Source organism: Microbulbifer discodermiae (assembly GCF_040742695.1).
In the GTDB taxonomy this organism is placed as follows: Bacteria; Pseudomonadota; Gammaproteobacteria; order Pseudomonadales; family Cellvibrionaceae; genus Microbulbifer.
The window spans coordinates 1-16133 of sequence record NZ_JBFLAB010000056.1; the positions used below are offsets into that span (position 1 = coordinate 1).

15 protein-coding genes are annotated in these 16133 nt (G+C 58.7%); 10 read left to right on the forward strand and 5 right to left on the reverse strand.

Annotated elements, in window-relative coordinates; translation table 11 throughout:
- Positions 1 to 337: 337 nt before the first annotated feature.
- From AB1S50_RS16070 to AB1S50_RS16080, 3 genes are all read left to right on the forward strand, one after another.
- Complete coding sequence (locus AB1S50_RS16070) at positions 338 to 1324, forward strand: trypsin-like serine peptidase (protein ID WP_367151995.1); 987 nt, start codon at positions 338 to 340, stop codon at positions 1322 to 1324.
- Between the two features lie 61 nt (positions 1325 to 1385).
- On the forward strand, positions 1386 to 1652 hold the full coding sequence (locus tag AB1S50_RS16075; protein ID WP_367151996.1) for a hypothetical protein: 267 nt from the start codon (positions 1386 to 1388) through the stop codon (positions 1650 to 1652).
- Between the two features lie 544 nt (positions 1653 to 2196).
- Complete coding sequence (locus tag AB1S50_RS16080) at positions 2197 to 3144, forward strand: alpha/beta fold hydrolase (protein WP_367151997.1); 948 nt, start codon at positions 2197 to 2199, stop codon at positions 3142 to 3144.
- Between the two features lie 264 nt (positions 3145 to 3408).
- On the opposite strand, the gene msrA is transcribed toward AB1S50_RS16080, so the two are convergent.
- Positions 3409 to 4038 carry a peptide-methionine (S)-S-oxide reductase MsrA gene (msrA, locus tag AB1S50_RS16085; RefSeq protein ID WP_367151999.1) on the reverse strand — a complete coding sequence of 210 codons (630 nt, stop codon included), beginning with the start codon at positions 4036 to 4038 and terminating at the stop codon, positions 3409 to 3411.
- A 21-nt stretch (positions 4039 to 4059) separates the two neighbouring features.
- The gene (locus AB1S50_RS16090) at positions 4060 to 4683 is read right to left on the reverse strand and encodes a class I SAM-dependent methyltransferase (RefSeq protein WP_367152001.1); all 624 of its coding nucleotides are present in this window, start codon (positions 4681 to 4683) and stop codon (positions 4060 to 4062) included.
- Between the two features lie 409 nt (positions 4684 to 5092).
- On the opposite strand from AB1S50_RS16090, the gene AB1S50_RS16095 reads away from it, so the two are divergent.
- From AB1S50_RS16095 to AB1S50_RS16105, 3 genes are all read left to right on the forward strand, one after another.
- Complete coding sequence (locus tag AB1S50_RS16095; protein WP_367152002.1) at positions 5093 to 6361, forward strand: porin; 1269 nt, start codon at positions 5093 to 5095, stop codon at positions 6359 to 6361.
- A 41-nt stretch (positions 6362 to 6402) separates the two neighbouring features.
- Positions 6403 to 6891: a DnaJ domain-containing protein gene (locus AB1S50_RS16100; RefSeq protein WP_367152004.1), complete on the forward strand. Its 489-nt coding sequence runs from the start codon at positions 6403 to 6405 to the stop codon at positions 6889 to 6891.
- Positions 6892 to 7014: 123 nt separating this feature from the next.
- Positions 7015 to 7746, forward strand: a complete 732-nt coding sequence (locus AB1S50_RS16105; RefSeq protein ID WP_367152006.1) for an SDR family oxidoreductase — start codon at positions 7015 to 7017, stop codon at positions 7744 to 7746.
- 108 nt (positions 7747 to 7854) lie between these two features.
- Here AB1S50_RS16105 and AB1S50_RS16110 read toward each other — a convergent pair whose 3' ends face one another.
- The 3 genes from AB1S50_RS16110 to AB1S50_RS16120 form a co-directional block, all read right to left on the reverse strand.
- Positions 7855 to 8637: a methyltransferase domain-containing protein gene (locus AB1S50_RS16110; RefSeq protein WP_367152008.1), complete on the reverse strand. Its 783-nt coding sequence runs from the start codon at positions 8635 to 8637 to the stop codon at positions 7855 to 7857.
- Positions 8638 to 8642: 5 nt separating this feature from the next.
- The gene (locus AB1S50_RS16115) at positions 8643 to 8882 is read right to left on the reverse strand and encodes a MazG-like family protein (protein WP_367152010.1); all 240 of its coding nucleotides are present in this window, start codon (positions 8880 to 8882) and stop codon (positions 8643 to 8645) included.
- 87 nt (positions 8883 to 8969) lie between these two features.
- Positions 8970 to 9683, reverse strand: a complete 714-nt coding sequence (locus tag AB1S50_RS16120; RefSeq protein ID WP_367152012.1) for a DUF599 domain-containing protein — start codon at positions 9681 to 9683, stop codon at positions 8970 to 8972.
- Positions 9684 to 9889: 206 nt separating this feature from the next.
- Here AB1S50_RS16120 and AB1S50_RS16125 point away from each other — a divergent pair, with 206 nt between their 5' ends.
- From AB1S50_RS16125 to AB1S50_RS16140, 4 genes are all read left to right on the forward strand, one after another.
- On the forward strand, positions 9890 to 12805 hold the full coding sequence (locus AB1S50_RS16125; RefSeq protein WP_367152014.1) for an insulinase family protein: 2916 nt from the start codon (positions 9890 to 9892) through the stop codon (positions 12803 to 12805).
- Positions 12802 to 13557 carry a carboxy-S-adenosyl-L-methionine synthase CmoA gene (gene cmoA, locus AB1S50_RS16130; protein WP_367152016.1) on the forward strand — a complete coding sequence of 252 codons (756 nt, stop codon included), beginning with the start codon at positions 12802 to 12804 and terminating at the stop codon, positions 13555 to 13557. The genes AB1S50_RS16125 and cmoA overlap by 4 nt, the downstream gene beginning before the upstream one ends.
- Positions 13558 to 14535: a tRNA 5-methoxyuridine(34)/uridine 5-oxyacetic acid(34) synthase CmoB gene (gene cmoB / locus AB1S50_RS16135; protein ID WP_367152018.1), complete on the forward strand. Its 978-nt coding sequence runs from the start codon at positions 13558 to 13560 to the stop codon at positions 14533 to 14535.
- A gap of 165 nt (positions 14536 to 14700) precedes the next feature.
- A complete protein-coding gene (locus AB1S50_RS16140; protein ID WP_367152020.1) occupies positions 14701 to 16086 on the forward strand; it encodes an L-serine ammonia-lyase in 1386 nt (461 codons plus the stop codon).
- Positions 16087 to 16133 lie beyond the last annotated feature (47 nt).

Below are 16133 nucleotides of genomic sequence, written 5' to 3' on the forward strand. Positions count from 1 at the left end.
CGAGGAACAGTTCGCGCCGTGTTTTGCGTTTCTTGATAGTGTATTCGGCTTCGGCGAAGGTCAGTTGGCTCATGATTGAATCTGTGTATGTTGGAAATGGGGTAAATTATGCCAGACTGGAGCAGTTTTTCAGAGGTTCCCTAATAGTTAAAATACCAATTACTATTCATCACTCGCGAATAAATTTTAAGATTATGGCACCCATTTAACTACTTGAGTGGATCATCCAATTGTAAGCACCGGTAATGTTGTTATATGGTTTGCGCGCATAGTCAGTAAGTGCAAAAAATGAAAAATACTGTTGTATTAAATAAAAATTGCTTGAGAGGAATTAGATATGAATCGGATGCATATTTTTCTTTCCCTGGCAGTACTTTCCGGAACCGCAAGCGCTGGCTCCCTTTCCAATTTTGTTGAGATAGACCAACCTGCAACTTTTATAGATGGTCATAATGTCGCACAACAACCGATAGTCAATGAAGCGGCTTTAAAGAGAAATTACACCTTAGCAGAGCGCGCAGAGGCATTAAGTGCCATAGCGGTCACTCCAGACGGCAAGCAATCTATCGCAAAAGTCGGCAAAATGGAGCTTGCACTGTTGGAGCACGCAATCGCTATTTTTGAGTCACAGGGCCTGGATTCAAGCTTCTTTTCATCGGGAGGCCAACTGCCAACCACTGCACCGGCTGAATTGGGTGATCAACTGGTTACCCCCTATGTTGTGATAGGCCCTGACGACAGGGTTCAAATTACCAATACACTTCAGAATCCACACTGGCATAATGGCCGCATTGATGTGGGGTGTACCGGTACCTTGATCACTCCAAAGCATGTGTTAACCGCCGGGCATTGCGTTTCCAATGGCTCGGGCACCTTTTTCAGTGCACTGAATTTCAGTACAGCTCAAAATGGCAGTGTCAGGCCTTATGGTACTACAAGCTGGACGAACGCGGTCACTACTACCGCCTGGCATAATGGTGCAGACACCAACTTCGACTATGCAATTATTGTATTAGCGAGCGCGCCTCACGGTGGAAATTCCGGATGGGGAACCTACTCCGGGGGAACCCATAGTGTTACCGGCTACCCGGGGGACAAGCCATTTGGCACCATGTGGACGGATTCCGGCAGCACAACCGCGAGCAGCACCAGGATATGTTATACCCTGGATACAGCAGGCGGCCAAAGTGGTAGCGGCATCAAGGATACCGGCAATGTTGTCCGGGGGATTCATACCACAGGTTCACCTACCCAGAATTGCGGCACGCGTATAAACAGCAGTGTATTTAGCACCCTGCAGAATTGGATTGCGACTTATCCGTAGATAAATCAGCTGGGATTCACTATGATTAAAGGCGCCTATTGGCGCCTTTTTAAAGAGCATCATGAAAAAATTTTTATCCTTAATCGTTTTACTTTGCGCATGCACAACCGTGGAAAATAATGAGTCAGACTGGCAGAGGGTTATGATAAGGGGCGCCAAGATGACGCCTGACCCGGTTTTGCAAGAAGTGCAGCGGCTGGAGCAATCCGGGCGGGTCAAGAACGTTGTTGTGCTCGAATCCTATCCCTTGCAAATATGGCTTAGCGCCGACCCGGAGACGATCAAAAAGCTACAGGCCCTATCGGACAAAAATAATCCAGCCCGCTGACCCCATCAATAGCGGCGTTATTGACGATATTCTTCTCTCTCCCACCCTGGCAATCCATCCTCGGAAGCGCTATGGATATACCGGGCCGACCACCTGGATAGTTCCGGGCTAAAACTTTACCCTGCCTATTCGGCCAATAAAGTAAATCACGGTCTTCATGACTATCGTTTGTATGATAGACTTTAAGACTTTTGTTGCAGGGTATCCGGGTGATCGGTTTTATTGAAAAAAATTTCCAACTTTATGACAAGCCCAATTCAATAGGTCGCTGGGAAAGCCCTGCGCAGTAACCTGCCAGCGCAGCAACCAGACAGGCTGTCGCGTCACTGCGCCACAGGGATCATCACCGAGCTAAAGCCAGCACAGGCCTGGAAAATCAGCGGTTTGGGGAATTGCGCAGGCTTTGAGGGGCGACAGCCCTGTCGGTGGAAAATTATTTATTGGATTGCAGGTTAAGGAATCTCTGATTAATTCAGTACTGCCTCAGCGGAGCTTAGCGTTGAATTAATCAGAGATTCCTTTGTAGCTGAGGAGATAGAGAAGTATGAGGCCATACCTTTGTTCTTTCGCATTGATTGCCGCACTGGTTTTTGCTGTACCCCTATGGGCGCAAAATGCGGTGTGGCCGGCAAAAACCCACTATAAAACCATTGACGTGGATGGACACAAAATTTTTTACCGGGAGGCGGGGAACTCCAAAAACCCGACTATTTTGCTGCTGCATGGCTACCCTGCCTCCTCACACAGCTACCGCGAGCTGATTCCACTCCTCTCCGGTCGCTTTCATGTTATAGCGCCGGACAACCTCGGCTCCGGATATAGCGATAAACCGGACCCGGAAGGCACAGTGTATACGTTTGACCTTCTGGCCGATGTGATGGCTGGATTTACCGACGCCCTCGGTCTCAAGCAGTATACGCTCTATATGCAGGATTTTGGTGCACCGGTCGGATATCGCCTGATAATGAAACAGCCCGAGCGCCTGCAGGCCCTGATCGTGCAAAATGCCAATGCCTACCTGGAGGGTTTGACAACACCCAGACGCGCCTTTTTCAAGAGCGCCCATGAAGACCGCTCCCCGGAAAAATGGCGACAGCTTTATAATATAACCGGGCTACAGGGGGTGCGGGACAAGCAGTATTTGCGTGACGTTCAAGACCGGCAGACTATCATGAGCCCCGACAGCTGGACCCATGATTTGCATTTTCTTGAAACCGGGCAACAACGCAAAATACAGGTGCAACTGTTTCAGGATTACCAAAATAATATTGATGCCTATCCCGACTGGCAGGCATTTTTGCGTAAACAAAAACCGCCAACCCTGATCGTCTGGGGCAAAAATGACCCCGCCTTTATTTATGCGGGTGCAGAGGCCTATCTCCAGGATCTTCCGGATGCCCAATTGTATCTATTGGATGCGGGGCATTTCGCGGTTGAAGAGAAGCCTGTCGATATTGCCCGGCATATTATCCGGTTTATGGGGGAAGACTGAATTTGTCACTTACTGAGAATAGCCTTCCGAGGCTTTTCTCGAGTCGAGTGAGCCCTAGCAGGTTGTTGAAAAAGGCATCCCGCCTTTTTCAACACACGAAAAGCGAAAAATGTGATTTTCACTTTTCTCCCAAAATCAACGGCTTAGGCGTCGCCGATTTTGCCGGGACATTCATATTCCGGTAGCAAGCGTCGAAATTCTTCGAATTTCAATAGCCTGCTAGCTGACCGCCGGCCCTCCCGAGGCCCAGGTGATAAACGCCACTCAGGGCAGCATACAGGCGCCGGTGCCGGCAAGGCCGCAATAACCTTCAGGGTTCTTGGCCAGATACTGCTGGTGATACTCCTCGGCGTAGTAAAAAGGCGGGGCCGAGGTGATTTCGGTGGTGATGTCGCCAAAATCCTTATCTTTAAGTGCCTGCTGAAACTGCTCGCGGCTCTGACGTGCGGTTTCCAACTGGGCGTCGTCAAAACAGAAGATGCAAGAGCGGTACTGGGTACCCAGGTCATTGCCCTGCCGCATGCCCTGGGTGGGGTCATGCTGCTCCCAGAAGTGGCGCAACAGTTCCTCAAAGGAGATCTTGCCGGGGTCGAAAACCACCAGCACCACCTCCGCGTGACCGGTGCGGCCACTGCATACCTCTTCGTAATTGGGGTTCTCGGTACAACCATCCGCATAGCCCGCAGCGGTCACATAAACGCCATCCAGCTCCCAGAACAACCGCTCCGCACCCCAGAAGCACCCCATGCCAAAGAGAACCTGTTGCATTCCCTCGGGAAACGGCGGCTTCATCTGGCGGCCATTCACATGGTGGCGGGCGCTGATCTCCATTGCCTCCGGGCGCCCCGGCATAATCTGGTCCGCGCAGGGCATCTTAAACTTGTCATATTGCATGTCTCGTCACCTCAAGCCTGTTCAGTCGCCGGATGCGCCGGCCACCATGATACATCCACTAGCCTTGACCGGCCGCGCCACCTGCCATTCCCGGTATCGGGCGCCCAGTTTGTCCTGCGCGCGCTCCGCCAGGCGGCGGAAAGGGGAGCGCCCGGGATCCACCAGCACCACCCGCTCCACACCTGCGCCCAGCGCCCGTCGGGTTAAATTGTAGAGCGGGCGCTCCAGCTTGTCCCAAAAACAAATATCAGTGCCTATGAGCACATCAAACCCCGCCAGGTCGGCGGACGTGACCCTTTCATAGCGGCACTGCCAGGTGGTCACCTCCACCCCATTCAGATCCGCGTGGTAACGCACAAACGGAAATACACTGGAATCCGCATCCAGACCGGTAACCCTGGCGCCAAACTGCTTTGCGCAGAAAATGCCCCCGAGTCCCCAGCCACAGCCCAGGTCCAGTACCCGCGCACCCCGCTTGAGGGGGTGGCGGCGCAAATAATCCATGGTGAGGCAGGAACTCTTCCAGAATTTGTTGCCATGCAGGCTGGCCTCGCCCGCGGTACGGCGCAGCCGGCGCATATCCGGGTGCGCATTCTGCCGCACGGTGAGACCGAATAGGCGTTGACTGTGAGTGTCGGAAACCATGTGTATGTCACTGCCCCTTGGAAAAGCGTTTACTGTGGGCCGGCGGTGAAGGCCGTGGACCCAATGGCGACTACCCGAAAAAGCACGGAAGACCTCGTTGCCAGCGGGCAAATGAGAGCCAGGGGGCCGCTATCGGGCGGCGCAATTGTACCCGCAAACCCCGAAAGTCTCAGCCCCATCAACTACCCTTAAATGCGACCTGGCAGGCTGTTGAAATTCGAAGAATTTCGACGCCTGGTACCGGAAAATGGATGTTCCGGCAAAATCGGCGACGCCTAAGCCGTTGATTTTGGGAGAAAAGTGAAAATCACATTTTTCGCTTTTCGTGTGTTGAAACAGGCGGGATGCCTTTTTCAACAATTTGCTAGGTCGCATCAGTCTCCTCGACATCATAGGGAATAAATTGAATATGGACATCTGCAAGGGATCTGCCGGCGCGCTGGCGGTATCGCTGGTGGCCGGCACTGTGCAGGCGGTGCCCATCTTCGAGTCCGATGAAGCGACTCTGTATATGGAGGGATATTTCACCGTACACCAGGTGAATACCGGCGGCGACACCGCAATGCAGGACGGCGCCTCCCGTCTCCGCTTCGGCCTCGACGTACCCGTCTACGGCGACTGGGATGTGGGGTTCAACCTGGAGTGGGGGGTGGCGGCCATTTCCTCCACCGGTGACCTGATCATATCCGGCAACCAGCAGGTGGAAGTGGGCGAGCGCGGCGAATCCCTCTACCTGCGCCAGGGCCATTTGTTCGCCAACCACGATTGCTGGGGGGAATTCGCCGCTGGCAAGCAGTGGAGTGTCTATTACGACGTGGCTCAGATTACCGACTGGTACAATGTGGGCGGAGGCCTGGCCAGCGGGGCCTTCACACTGGGCAGCGACGGCGGCCTCACCGGCACCGGCCGCGCCGACAGCGCCCTCACCTGGCGGCGGAGTTGGGACGGTTACGGCGGCGAGATCCAGCTGGGGCTGCAGTATGCCGCCCATGTGTCCACATTTGACGTCGACCTGGAGGACTTCGTCGCTCCGGATACCCTGTTGGTGTGCCCCGACGACGATTGCGAGTTCGGTCTCCACCACGGAATTTCATTTACCTACGACGCGGATGTGGGCGATGGCCTGTTTGTGGGGGCGGCCTACACCCGTACCAAGCTGGACCTGTCCACAGGCCGCGGGGAACTTTTCGATATTTCCGATCCCGAAGATCCCATTCTGATTACCGATCGGTTCATGCTCAGGGAAAGCACCAACGCCTTCGCCGCCTCCCTGGGCTTCGCCTATGGCAAGGGGCCCTTTGAAAAGGGTTTTTACGGCGCTGTGGTGGGGCAGAATTCACATAACAACGAGGTGGTACCGCCGGGACTTACCGATGAGATTCTGATAGATGCATTTGACGCCAAAGGCTCGGAATCCTTTTTCAGCTATACCTGGGGGGCGCGGGACTGCTACAGCATCTACGGCGGGCACAACCGGCTGAAATCCGACGACCCGGAATTCGAGGAGCAGCTGGTCGATGAAGATGAGTTCCTGCTGGAAATCATTTATGTGGGCTTCAGCTACCAGTGGAACGAGCGGGTCCGGATATACTGGGAAAACGCTTTCGACAACAGCAACGATATCGCACTGCCGGCGGTGGGCGACTTTATCGCGGTCGGCATGCGCGTCGACATCTGATATTCTGGGCGGCCGGATAACGCAATAGGGATTATCACTCGGTGCCCCGTCTTATTCTGCTCGTCGCGGCGGGCATACTGGCCTATGTGGCCTGGCAAAAATTCACTGCGAGCAACGCCGAACAGAGGCGCAAGCTGCTGTTGCAGTGGCTGCTGATCGGCCTGGCATTCGCGGCGGTAGTGCTGGCCGTAACCGGACGCCTGCACTGGGTGGGCGCCGCTATCGCGGTGATACTTCCACTGGCGGGCAAGACCCTCAGCTGGCTGGGCCGCCACCTGCCCTGGCTGGCCCCCCTGATTGCCAAGAGGGCGCAGGCGCGACAGGAGACCGGCAGCGGCCCGGCCAAATCCCCGCCTCTGACCGAGGACGAGGCCCGGCGCATTCTCGATGTGCCGCCCAGGGCCTCCCGCGACGATATCATCAGCGCCCACCGCAAACTGATTCAGAAACTGCACCCGGACAGGGGTGGCAACGACTACCTGGCTTCGCGCATCAACGCGGCCAAGGAACTGCTGCTGGAAAATCTCTAGCAGGCTATTGAAAGGTATCGGGAGGCTCCGAAGCCGCACCGCTGCCGGATAATTTTGCATTGATTGAGGGATTTTTCCCGCCGTGCCCCCTCTGCAAAGCCTGTGGACTTTGGGGAAATTCTATTGAACAGAGTTGTGATTGTAACCGGGGGCGGCCGGGGTATTGGTGCAGCCACCGCAAAACTGCTGGCCACAAAAGGCTACTCGGTGTGCGTTAATTTTCGCCAAAACGCCGACCGGGCCGAATCCACCGTCTCCGCGATCAAAACCCTCGGCGGCAACGCCTTTGCTTTTCGGGCCGACGTGTCCGTGGAGTCGGAGGTAAGGTCCCTTTTCAAAGCTGCGCAGAACCGGTTTGGACTGGTTACGCACCTGGTCAACAATGCGGGGGTTTTGTTTACCCAGTCCCCACTGGGCCAGGTCAGCGCTGAACGCTTCCGGAAAATCCTATCGTCCAACGTGATGAGTTGCTTTCTCTGCTGCCGGGAGTTTATTAACCAGGCCGGGAAGTTGGCTGCCATTGTCAATGTCTCTTCCGCCGCATCCCGAACCGGCGCACCCTTTGAATATGTGGATTACGCGGCCTCCAAAGGTGCAATGGATTCACTCACCAAAGGCCTGTCGCTGGAGCTGGCCGCACGCGGCATTCGGGTGAATGGGGTGAGACCGGGTTTTATCCACACGGAAATGCATACGGACGGCGGGGAACCCGGCCGCGTGGAGCGTCTGTCCCCGCAAATTCCCATGGGACGGGGCGGAACGCCGGAAGAGGTGGCGGAATCCATCGCCTGGCTGTTGTCCGAGGATGCGTCTTACGTTACCGGTTCGTTTATCGATATCGCCGGTGGGAAATAGCCGCCGGAAAAATTCAGGGCCTGTTGGCTCTACCCTCCCACAAGCCGAACAAGTGGCAGCTCGCTGGCAAAGCCCTGCTTATCATCGATGGTCCGCCCGAGCGCTTTATCACGCCGCGCGGCACAGCAGGTGGACATAGCGGGCCAGCTGCCGGTAGGGGTCCAGCCGCGAATACTGCAACTCCTTCTCAACGATGGCGGCGACCGGCAGCTTGTCGCTCATGCCGGGGGTCATAAAATCGTGAAAACAGCGAATACCACTGTGGGCCACCACCGCCAGCCCGGCCTGTGCCACCCAATCCTGCACCTGCTCCGACAGCAAAGGGTTATCAGGGGTGAGACCGCCCGGGTGCCCGGACCAGTCTCCGGAGGCGATATTTCTATCCAACTGGCGAAAACAACCCCGCTGCAGCAGGCGAAATTCCAGAGCGCGGCGGTTGTAAAATGTCAGCGACAGGTAACCGCCGGGGCGCAGCAATGGCCGCAGCGCCACAAGCGCCGCGCGCGGGTCCTCCAGCCACTCCAGCACCGCGTGACACAGAACCAGGCCCGCGCTGGCCTCCAGCTCGGGCCGCCCGGCCAATGTCTGCAGCGGCTGGCACAGCAGACTGACCCTGTCCACCAGACCCAGTTGAAGCGCCTTCTCTTCCGCCTGAGCCAGCATCTGTGGGGAGATGTCCGCCAGTACCACCCGGTGCCCCGCCGCCGCCAGATCCAGGGCGAATTGCCCCTGCCCACCCCCGGCGTCCACCACCAGCAGGGATTCGTCGCACTGGTCAAGCACCGGGGTGAGGTCGCGGTTCAACACCGCCAGGCGGATTTCCCCCTTGAGGCCACCGTAGATGCGCCGGCGGAACCGGTGCGCCAGTTGGTCGAAACTGCGATCCCCCATGCGCCCTACTCCGGAGCGGACACAGACGGTAAAAAGCGGGCGCGATTGGCGGCAATTTTATCCCGCAGCGCCCGCTCCAGATCCACCCCGAGACTGGTGCAGAGTTTGCACAGATACATCTGTATATCCGCCAGCTCCGCCGCCACGGCGCCCGCCTGTGGAGACTCCATCAGCTCCTCGATCCCGCGATCGTCGCGCCACTGCAGCAAGCGGGCCAGCTCCGCCACCTCCACCGACAACGCCATGGTGAGGTTTTTGGGGTATGCAGCGGCCGCCAGCCGTTCGCATCGGCCACCTTGTCAAAAGCGGCCACGATTTCTTCATAATGCATATTATTTAGCCGAATCTCTCGGTAGTAGCTGTCCCCCGGCGGCCAGTATCGCCATCAGGGTGCGGGAGCGGAATTCACGCTGATAGAGCACCAGCACCACGGCCAGATAGCCGGCCACAAACAACAGTGGGTGTATAAACCAGCCCATCACCGCCATGGCGAAATAAAAGGACCTAAAACCGTAGTTGTAACTGTGTCCCGCCTGGTCGATCACCTTGGCGGTATTGATGGCGAAGCGCCGCCGCTCCTCCTGGGTCATGTCCGATCCACCCGGCTCCGGCGCGGCGCCAATCAGCACATTGGCGAAGGAAAACTGTCGCAGGGACCAGGTGAAATTAAAAAAAGCGAAAACAAAAATAAGCACCAGCAGCAGCACCTTTAACTCGAACTCCGCCGCCGTGGTCCGCCCCACCAGCGGCAGGTGGTGCAGCACTTCAATTGCCGCCTGATTGGCCGCCAGGGCGGTGACCAGCCCCGCCAGCACCAGGATACTGGTGGAGGCAAAAAAGCCGATGACCCTTTCCAGGTTGCCGATAATCGCCGTATCCGACATGCGCATGTCCCGTTCCAACATGCGCAACATCCACTCCACCCGGTACCATTGCAACGAGGAGGCGAGACACCAGGCCTCCTTGGCCCGCTTGCGCGCAAAAGTCGTATAGCCCACCCAGGCTACAAAAAAGCCAGCCAGGCTGGCGATATCCGTCCAGGTCACTGTCAGTCTCCGCTTAGCTACTTGTTGAGTTGACGACCCCAAGATCCAATTGGGGACTCTCGGGCAGTCTTGGTACGGGCGCCCCCCTTGTCAACACTGTTATTGCCACACCGCCAGACGGTAGAATAGCGGCCTCACACGGGAACCGGCGGCAACCGCCGGGGGCCGCCAGCCACCCGTTTCACTGTACCTCAAGGAGCCGTATTTTGAGTAATTCACACCCTGCCTTCGAGCTGCTGACCAGCACGGAAATCGACTCCCTGGGTGTTCGGGTGGAGGAGTACCGCCACCGCGCGACCGGTGCCCAACACCTGCACATAGCGGCGGACAACAATGAAAATGTGTTTCTGGTGGCCCTGCGCACAGTGCCCGGGGATTCCACCGGCGTGGCCCATATTCTCGAGCATACGGCCCTGTGCGGCAGCGAAAAGTATCCCCTGCGCGACCCTTTTTTCCTGATGATCCGGCGCTCCCTGAACACATTTATGAACGCCTTCACCAGTTCCGACTGGACCGCTTACCCTTTTGCGAGCCAGAACCGGAAGGATTTTGACAATCTGTTGGACGTCTACTTGGATGCGGTGTTTTTCGCCAGGCTGGACCCGCTGGACTTTGCCCAGGAAGGCCATCGCCTGGAGTTTGCCGAAACGGACAATCCGGACAGCGAACTGGTGTACAAGGGCGTCGTCTACAACGAGATGAAGGGCGCCATGAGTTCGACCAGTTCACAGCTCTGGCATACGCTCAACAAATACCTCTTCCCCACCACCACCTACCACTACAACTCCGGGGGGGAACCGGCGGATATCCCCAGGCTGACCCACGCCCAGCTGGTGGATTTCTACCGCAGCCACTACCACCCCAGCAACGCTATCTTTATGACCTTTGGGGACATAGAGGCGGCTACCCACCAGGCGGCATTCGAGGAAAAAGTCCTGCACAAGTTCGATCCGCTGCCAGAGACCATTGCGGTGGGACGCGAGGATCGCTACCTGGCGCCAGTCGCGGTGGAGGAGCGTTATCCGCTCAGGAGCGATGACGGCCTGGAGGGGAAAACCCATATTGTGCTGAGCTGGCTGCTGGGCGACGCCACCAATGTCGAAGAGGTGCTGACCGCGCACCTGCTGTCCGGCGTACTGCTGGACAACAGCGCGTCACCGCTGATGAAACTCATGGAAACCAGCTCGCTGGGCACTGCGCCCTCGCCCCTGATCGGGCTGGACGACTCCCAGCGCGAGCTGATATTTCTCTGCGGCCTCGAGGGCAGCGAACGGCAACATGCCGACGAGTTTGAACAACAGGTGTTGGCCGTTTTGCGCGACGTGGCAGACAACGGCGTCCCCTACGAACAGGTAGCGGCCACCCTGCACCAGTTGGAATTGCAGCAGCGCGAGATAGGTGGCGACGGCTATCCATTCGGCCTGCAACTGATCCTCTCCGCCCTGACCGGCGCAACCCATCGCGGCGACGCCACCGGCCTGCTGAACCTGGACCCGGCCCTGGAAAAACTGCGCGAGCAGATCAAGGACCCGCAATTTATCGCCACCAAGGCGCGCCAGCTGCTGCTGGACAACCAGCACCGGGTGCGCCTGACACTGACTCCCGACGATCAGCTTGCCGGGCGCAGGGACGCGGCGGAAAAAGAACAGCTGGCGGACATCCGCTCCCGGCTGAGCGACAGCGAAAAGCAGCGGATTATTGCCACGGCGCACACATTGGAGGAACGCCAGCAAAGTGAAGTCGACGCCTCGATTCTGCCCAAGGTGGGTATCGCGGACATCCCCCTGCATATGCCCCGGGTGGAGGGGGAAACAGTACCCTTGGGCGCGCAAAAACTCACCCGTTACAGCGCCGGGACCAACGGCCTGGTCTACCAGCAAATGATCTGCCCCCTGCCGGAGCTGACCGAGGCGGAGCGGCAACTGCTGCCCTACTACTGCCAGGTGATCAGTGAAGTGGGCCTGGGGGATAAAGACTACCTGCAGGTCCAGCAGTGGCAGACCCAGGTCGCCGGTTCCCTGCACGGTTTCAGCAGCAGTCGCACAGCCGTCGACGATCTGCACAGCCTCAGCGGCCACTTTATCCTGTCCGCCAAAGCGCTGTCGCGCAACCAGAGCGCCCTGACGGAACTGATGCACGAAACCATGGAGCGCACCCGCTTTGACGAAATAACCCGTATCAAAGAGTTTTTTACCCAGACCCTGGCCCGCCGCGAGGAGGGGGTGGTGGGCAATGGCCACGGACTCGCGATGGCCGCCGCCTCCTCCGGCTACAACCGCGCCGCCTACGAGAGCCACGCCACCGGCGGCCTGCTGGGCCTGCGCCATCTCAAACAGCTTGTGCGCGGTTTTACCCGGGACAGCGCGGAACTGGAAAATCTGGCGCAGAATCTGCAGGCCATTCACAACAAGGTACTCGGCACAGAGCGCCACTTCCTGCTGATCGGCGAAGAGGAAAAACTGGCCGGTTACAGTGGCGCCATGACGCCCCTCGCCAATGAAATTCACGGGCCGGCCCCATCGGCACAAGCGCCCTTCGATCCGCATCCGGTGAGCGAATTGTGGATCGTCAACAGCCAGGTAAATTTTTGTGCCAAAGCCTACCCCACTGTGCCCATGGGCCACCCGGACGCGCCGGCGCTGGCGGTGCTGGGGGGCCTTCTGCGCAACGGTTTTCTGCACCGCACCATTCGCGAACAGGGCGGCGCCTATGGCGGTGGCGCCAGCCACGACAGCAACATCGGGGTTTTCCGCTTCTACTCCTACCGCGATCCCCGCATGGGCGAGAGCCTGCGGGATTTCGACGACTCGCTGGATTGGCTGCAAAACCACCCCCACACCCAGGAGCAGGTGGAGGAGGCCATTCTCGGCGTGGTGGGCGGGTTGGATAAACCCAGTTCACCGGCGGGCGAGGCCAAGCGGGCATTCCACTCCGAACTCTACGGCCGCAGCCACGCGGTGCGGGAGAAATTCCGCCAGCAGGTGACAGAAGTGCGCCTGCAGGACCTGCAGCGGGTCGGCCAAACCTATCTGGTGCCACAACAGGCCAGCACAGCGGTGGTAACCGGTGCCCAGGGTCGCGAAGCGGGTCTTTCCCTGGGGCTGCGACAGGAGAACCTGTGAGCCAGCACGACGACATATACGCCAACCCCCTGGGCAGTGTGTCGACTTTCCAGTTTGACCAGCCGGTGGTGGACGTTTTCCCGGACATGATTCAGCGCTCTGTGCCGGGCTACACCACTATCATTGCCATGATCGGGACCCTGGCCGAGCGCTACGCCCAGGCGGGCAGCCGCTGTTACGACCTGGGCAGTTCACTGTGCGCCGCCACCCTGGCCATGCGCCACCGGATTCCGGCGGCGGCTTGTGAAATTGTGGCGGTGGACAATTCACCGGCGATGGTGGAAAGGGCGCGCGCGGTACTGGCCGCGGACAGCGGGCAGATTCCGGTCACGCTGGTGTGTGACGATCTACAACAGGTACCGGTCGTGGACGCTTCAGTGGTGGTGCTGAACTTCACCCTGCAATTTATACCGGTGGCGGAGCGGGAGCCTATCCTTACCAAAATCTACGCGGGCCTGCGCCCCGGGGGCGTGCTGATTCTGTCCGAAAAAGTGGCCTTCGCGGACCGGGACCACGAGGATCTGATGATCGAACTGCACCACTCGTTCAAGCGGGCCAACGGCTACAGTGAGCTGGAAATCGCCCAGAAACGCGCGGCACTGGAAAAAATACTGATTCCAGAAACCCTGGGGACACATCGGGAACGGCTGAAAAAGGCCGGTTTCGACAGTGTCGATGTCTGGTTCCAGTGCTTTAACTTCGCCTCGATGATCGCCATCAAAGGCAAGCCCGCACCACCGCCGACGCTATAGATGATCGACTACACCCCCCTCTATTCCGCCCTGCAGCATATACCCGCCCTGCGCCCGTGGCTGGCGCAGTTGCCGGCCCAGATAGCCGCGGGTCTCGACCCGCGCCGCTGGGGGGATCTGCCGGATTGGCGGGAAGCGCTGCAGAGCCTGCCGGAGCTGACCCCCTCCCGGCTCGATTTCGGGCCCAGTATCCGGATTGGCCGCGCCGACGACGCGCCGGAGTCGCAGAGAGCGCTATTGGAACAACAGCTGCGCAGGCTGCACCCCTGGCGCAAAGGACCCTGGGAACTGTTCGGCATCCCTATCGATACGGAGTGGCGCTCCGACTGGAAATGGGACCGGGTGGCGCCGCATATAGAGCCCCTGGCCCGGCGCCTGGTACTGGACGTGGGCTGCGGCAACGGTTATCACTGCTGGCGCCAGTTCGGTGCCGGTGCCCGGCGGGTGGTGGGTATAGATCCCTCGGCCAAGTTTGTGGCTCAATTCTACGCGCTGAAAAAATATCTGGGTGCCGACAAGCCGGTGGACCTGCTGCCGGTGGGCATAGAGGCGGTGCCGGCACCGCTGAGGGCCTTCGACACCACTTTTTCCATGGGAGTCCTCTACCACCGGCGCTCGCCCATGGACCATCTGCGCGAACTGCACGACACACTGCGCCCCGGAGGACAGCTGGTACTGGAAACCCTGGTAATCGATGGCGGGCCGGGCGATTGCCTGGTACCCGAGGGCCGCTACGCCAAAATGCGCAATGTCTGGTTCCTTCCCAGTTGCGCCACCCTGGAAAGCTGGCTGCGCAAGTGCGGCTTCGACAATCCGCGCACCGTCGATGTCAGCACCACCAGCCTCGAGGAGCAGCGACGCACCGGGTGGATGCGTTTCGAGTCCCTGGCGGACTTCCTCGATCCCGCCGATCAGAGCCGGACGCTGGAGGGCCTGCCGGCGCCCAAAAGGGCCATTCTGGTCGCCAATACACAGTAATATCCCCTGCTGAGGCAGAATTTTACCCTTATCGCTCTGTCAAACTCAGCGACAGCAGCATATTCTGCGCAATGCCGGTGGCCCCATTGAACCGATGACTCTTTTGGGCAAAATTCCCCCGACCTGCCAGTCAAGCGCGATGTCGATTTCGGAGTCCTCGAGCCCATGAGTATCAGTATTTTTGAACTGTTTAAAATTGGTGTCGGCCCCTCCAGCTCCCACACAGTGGGGCCAATGGTGGCCGCGCGCCAATTCGTGCGGGACCTGGAAGAGCGGCGGAAGCTGGGCAACACGGATCGGGTGGAGGTACACCTTTTCGGTTCACTGGCACTGACCGGCATCGGCCACGGCACCGATATGGCGGTATTGATGGGGCTTCTGGGGGAATCGCCGGACACAGTGGAAGTGGACACTATCGATGACCGTATCCGGGAGATCCACCAAAACTCCCGCCTGAACCTGAGCCGGGACCACGAAATCGAATTCAATGTCGGGCGCGACCTGCTGTTCCACAAGGACGAGTTTCTGCCCCAGCACGCCAACGGCATGACCTGCCGCGCCTTCTGCGCTGACCGGATGCTGTTTGAACGCAGCTACTTCTCCATCGGCGGCGGCTTTGTGCTGTCCGGGGAGGATTTCAGCCACAGGGAGCAGATCGCCACCCTGCTCCCCTACGACTTCAACTCCGCCAGCCAGCTGATGGAACTCTGTGACCGGCACGGCTGGAGCATCGCCGAGCTGGCGATGAACAATGAAACGGCATTCCGCAGCCAGCAGCAGGTCAAGGACGGGCTCTGGCGTATCTGGGAGGTTATGGACGCCTCCATACAGCGCGGCTGCCACCAGACCGGTGTACTGCCCGGCGGCCTGAACGTGCGCCGGCGGGCGGCGGAGATGTACCGGGAACTCAGCAAGCAAACCCAGCAGGAGCGCAACCGCGGCCTGGCGATACTGGACTGGGTGAGCCTCTTCGCCCTCGCCGTCAATGAGGAAAACGCCGCCCGCGGCCGTATTGTGACCGCACCGACCAACGGCGCCGCAGGAGTCATTCCCGCCGTTATCGCCTATTACGTCCAGTTTGTGCACGATGAAGAGCTGCACGGGGACCTGCGGGATCAGGTGGTCAAATTCCTCCTGACCGCGGGCGCAGTGGGTATGCTGTTCAAAAAGAACGCCTCCATCTCGGCCGCTGAAGTGGGCTGCCAGGGCGAGATAGGCGTGGCCTGCTCCATGGCGTCGGCCGGGCTGGCAGCGGTTCAGGGGGGGTCAAACCAGCAGATCGAAAACGCGGCGGAAATCGGCATGGAGCACAATCTCGGCCTGACCTGCGACCCCATCGCCGGTCTGGTGCAGGTACCCTGCATCGAGCGCAACACCATGGGCGCGGTCAAGGCCATCAACGCAGCCCGCCTGGCCTTGCGCGGCGACGGTGCCCACATAGTGCCCCTGGACAGTGTTATCGAAACCATGCGGCAGACCGGCATCGATATGCAGAGCAAATACAAGGAAACTTCGCTGGGGGGACTGGCGGTGAATGCCGTCAACTGCTGACCGGCAAAACCTCTACAAGTCCCGCAGGAACACCGCAAGCGCAACCG

Bases quoted from the DNA above. Each gene is read 5' to 3' on its own strand.
- cmoB (WP_367152018.1), top strand. From the start codon at position 13,558: ATGATCGACTACACCCCCCTCTATTCCGCCCTGCAGCATATACCCGCC.
- AB1S50_RS16095 (WP_367152002.1), top strand. From the start codon at position 5,093: ATGGACATCTGCAAGGGATCTGCCGGCGCGCTGGCGGTATCGCTGGTG.
- msrA (WP_367151999.1), bottom strand. From the start codon at position 4,038: ATGCAATATGACAAGTTTAAGATGCCCTGCGCGGACCAGATTATGCCG.
- AB1S50_RS16080 (WP_367151997.1), top strand. From the start codon at position 2,197: ATGAGGCCATACCTTTGTTCTTTCGCATTGATTGCCGCACTGGTTTTT.
- AB1S50_RS16075 (WP_367151996.1), top strand. From the start codon at position 1,386: ATGAAAAAATTTTTATCCTTAATCGTTTTACTTTGCGCATGCACAACC.
- AB1S50_RS16090 (WP_367152001.1), bottom strand. From the start codon at position 4,683: ATGGTTTCCGACACTCACAGTCAACGCCTATTCGGTCTCACCGTGCGG.
- AB1S50_RS16140 (WP_367152020.1), top strand. From the start codon at position 14,701: ATGAGTATCAGTATTTTTGAACTGTTTAAAATTGGTGTCGGCCCCTCC.
- AB1S50_RS16115 (WP_367152010.1), bottom strand. From the start codon at position 8,882: ATGGCGTTGTCGGTGGAGGTGGCGGAGCTGGCCCGCTTGCTGCAGTGG.
- AB1S50_RS16070 (WP_367151995.1), top strand. From the start codon at position 338: ATGAATCGGATGCATATTTTTCTTTCCCTGGCAGTACTTTCCGGAACC.
- AB1S50_RS16110 (WP_367152008.1), bottom strand. From the start codon at position 8,637: ATGGGGGATCGCAGTTTCGACCAACTGGCGCACCGGTTCCGCCGGCGC.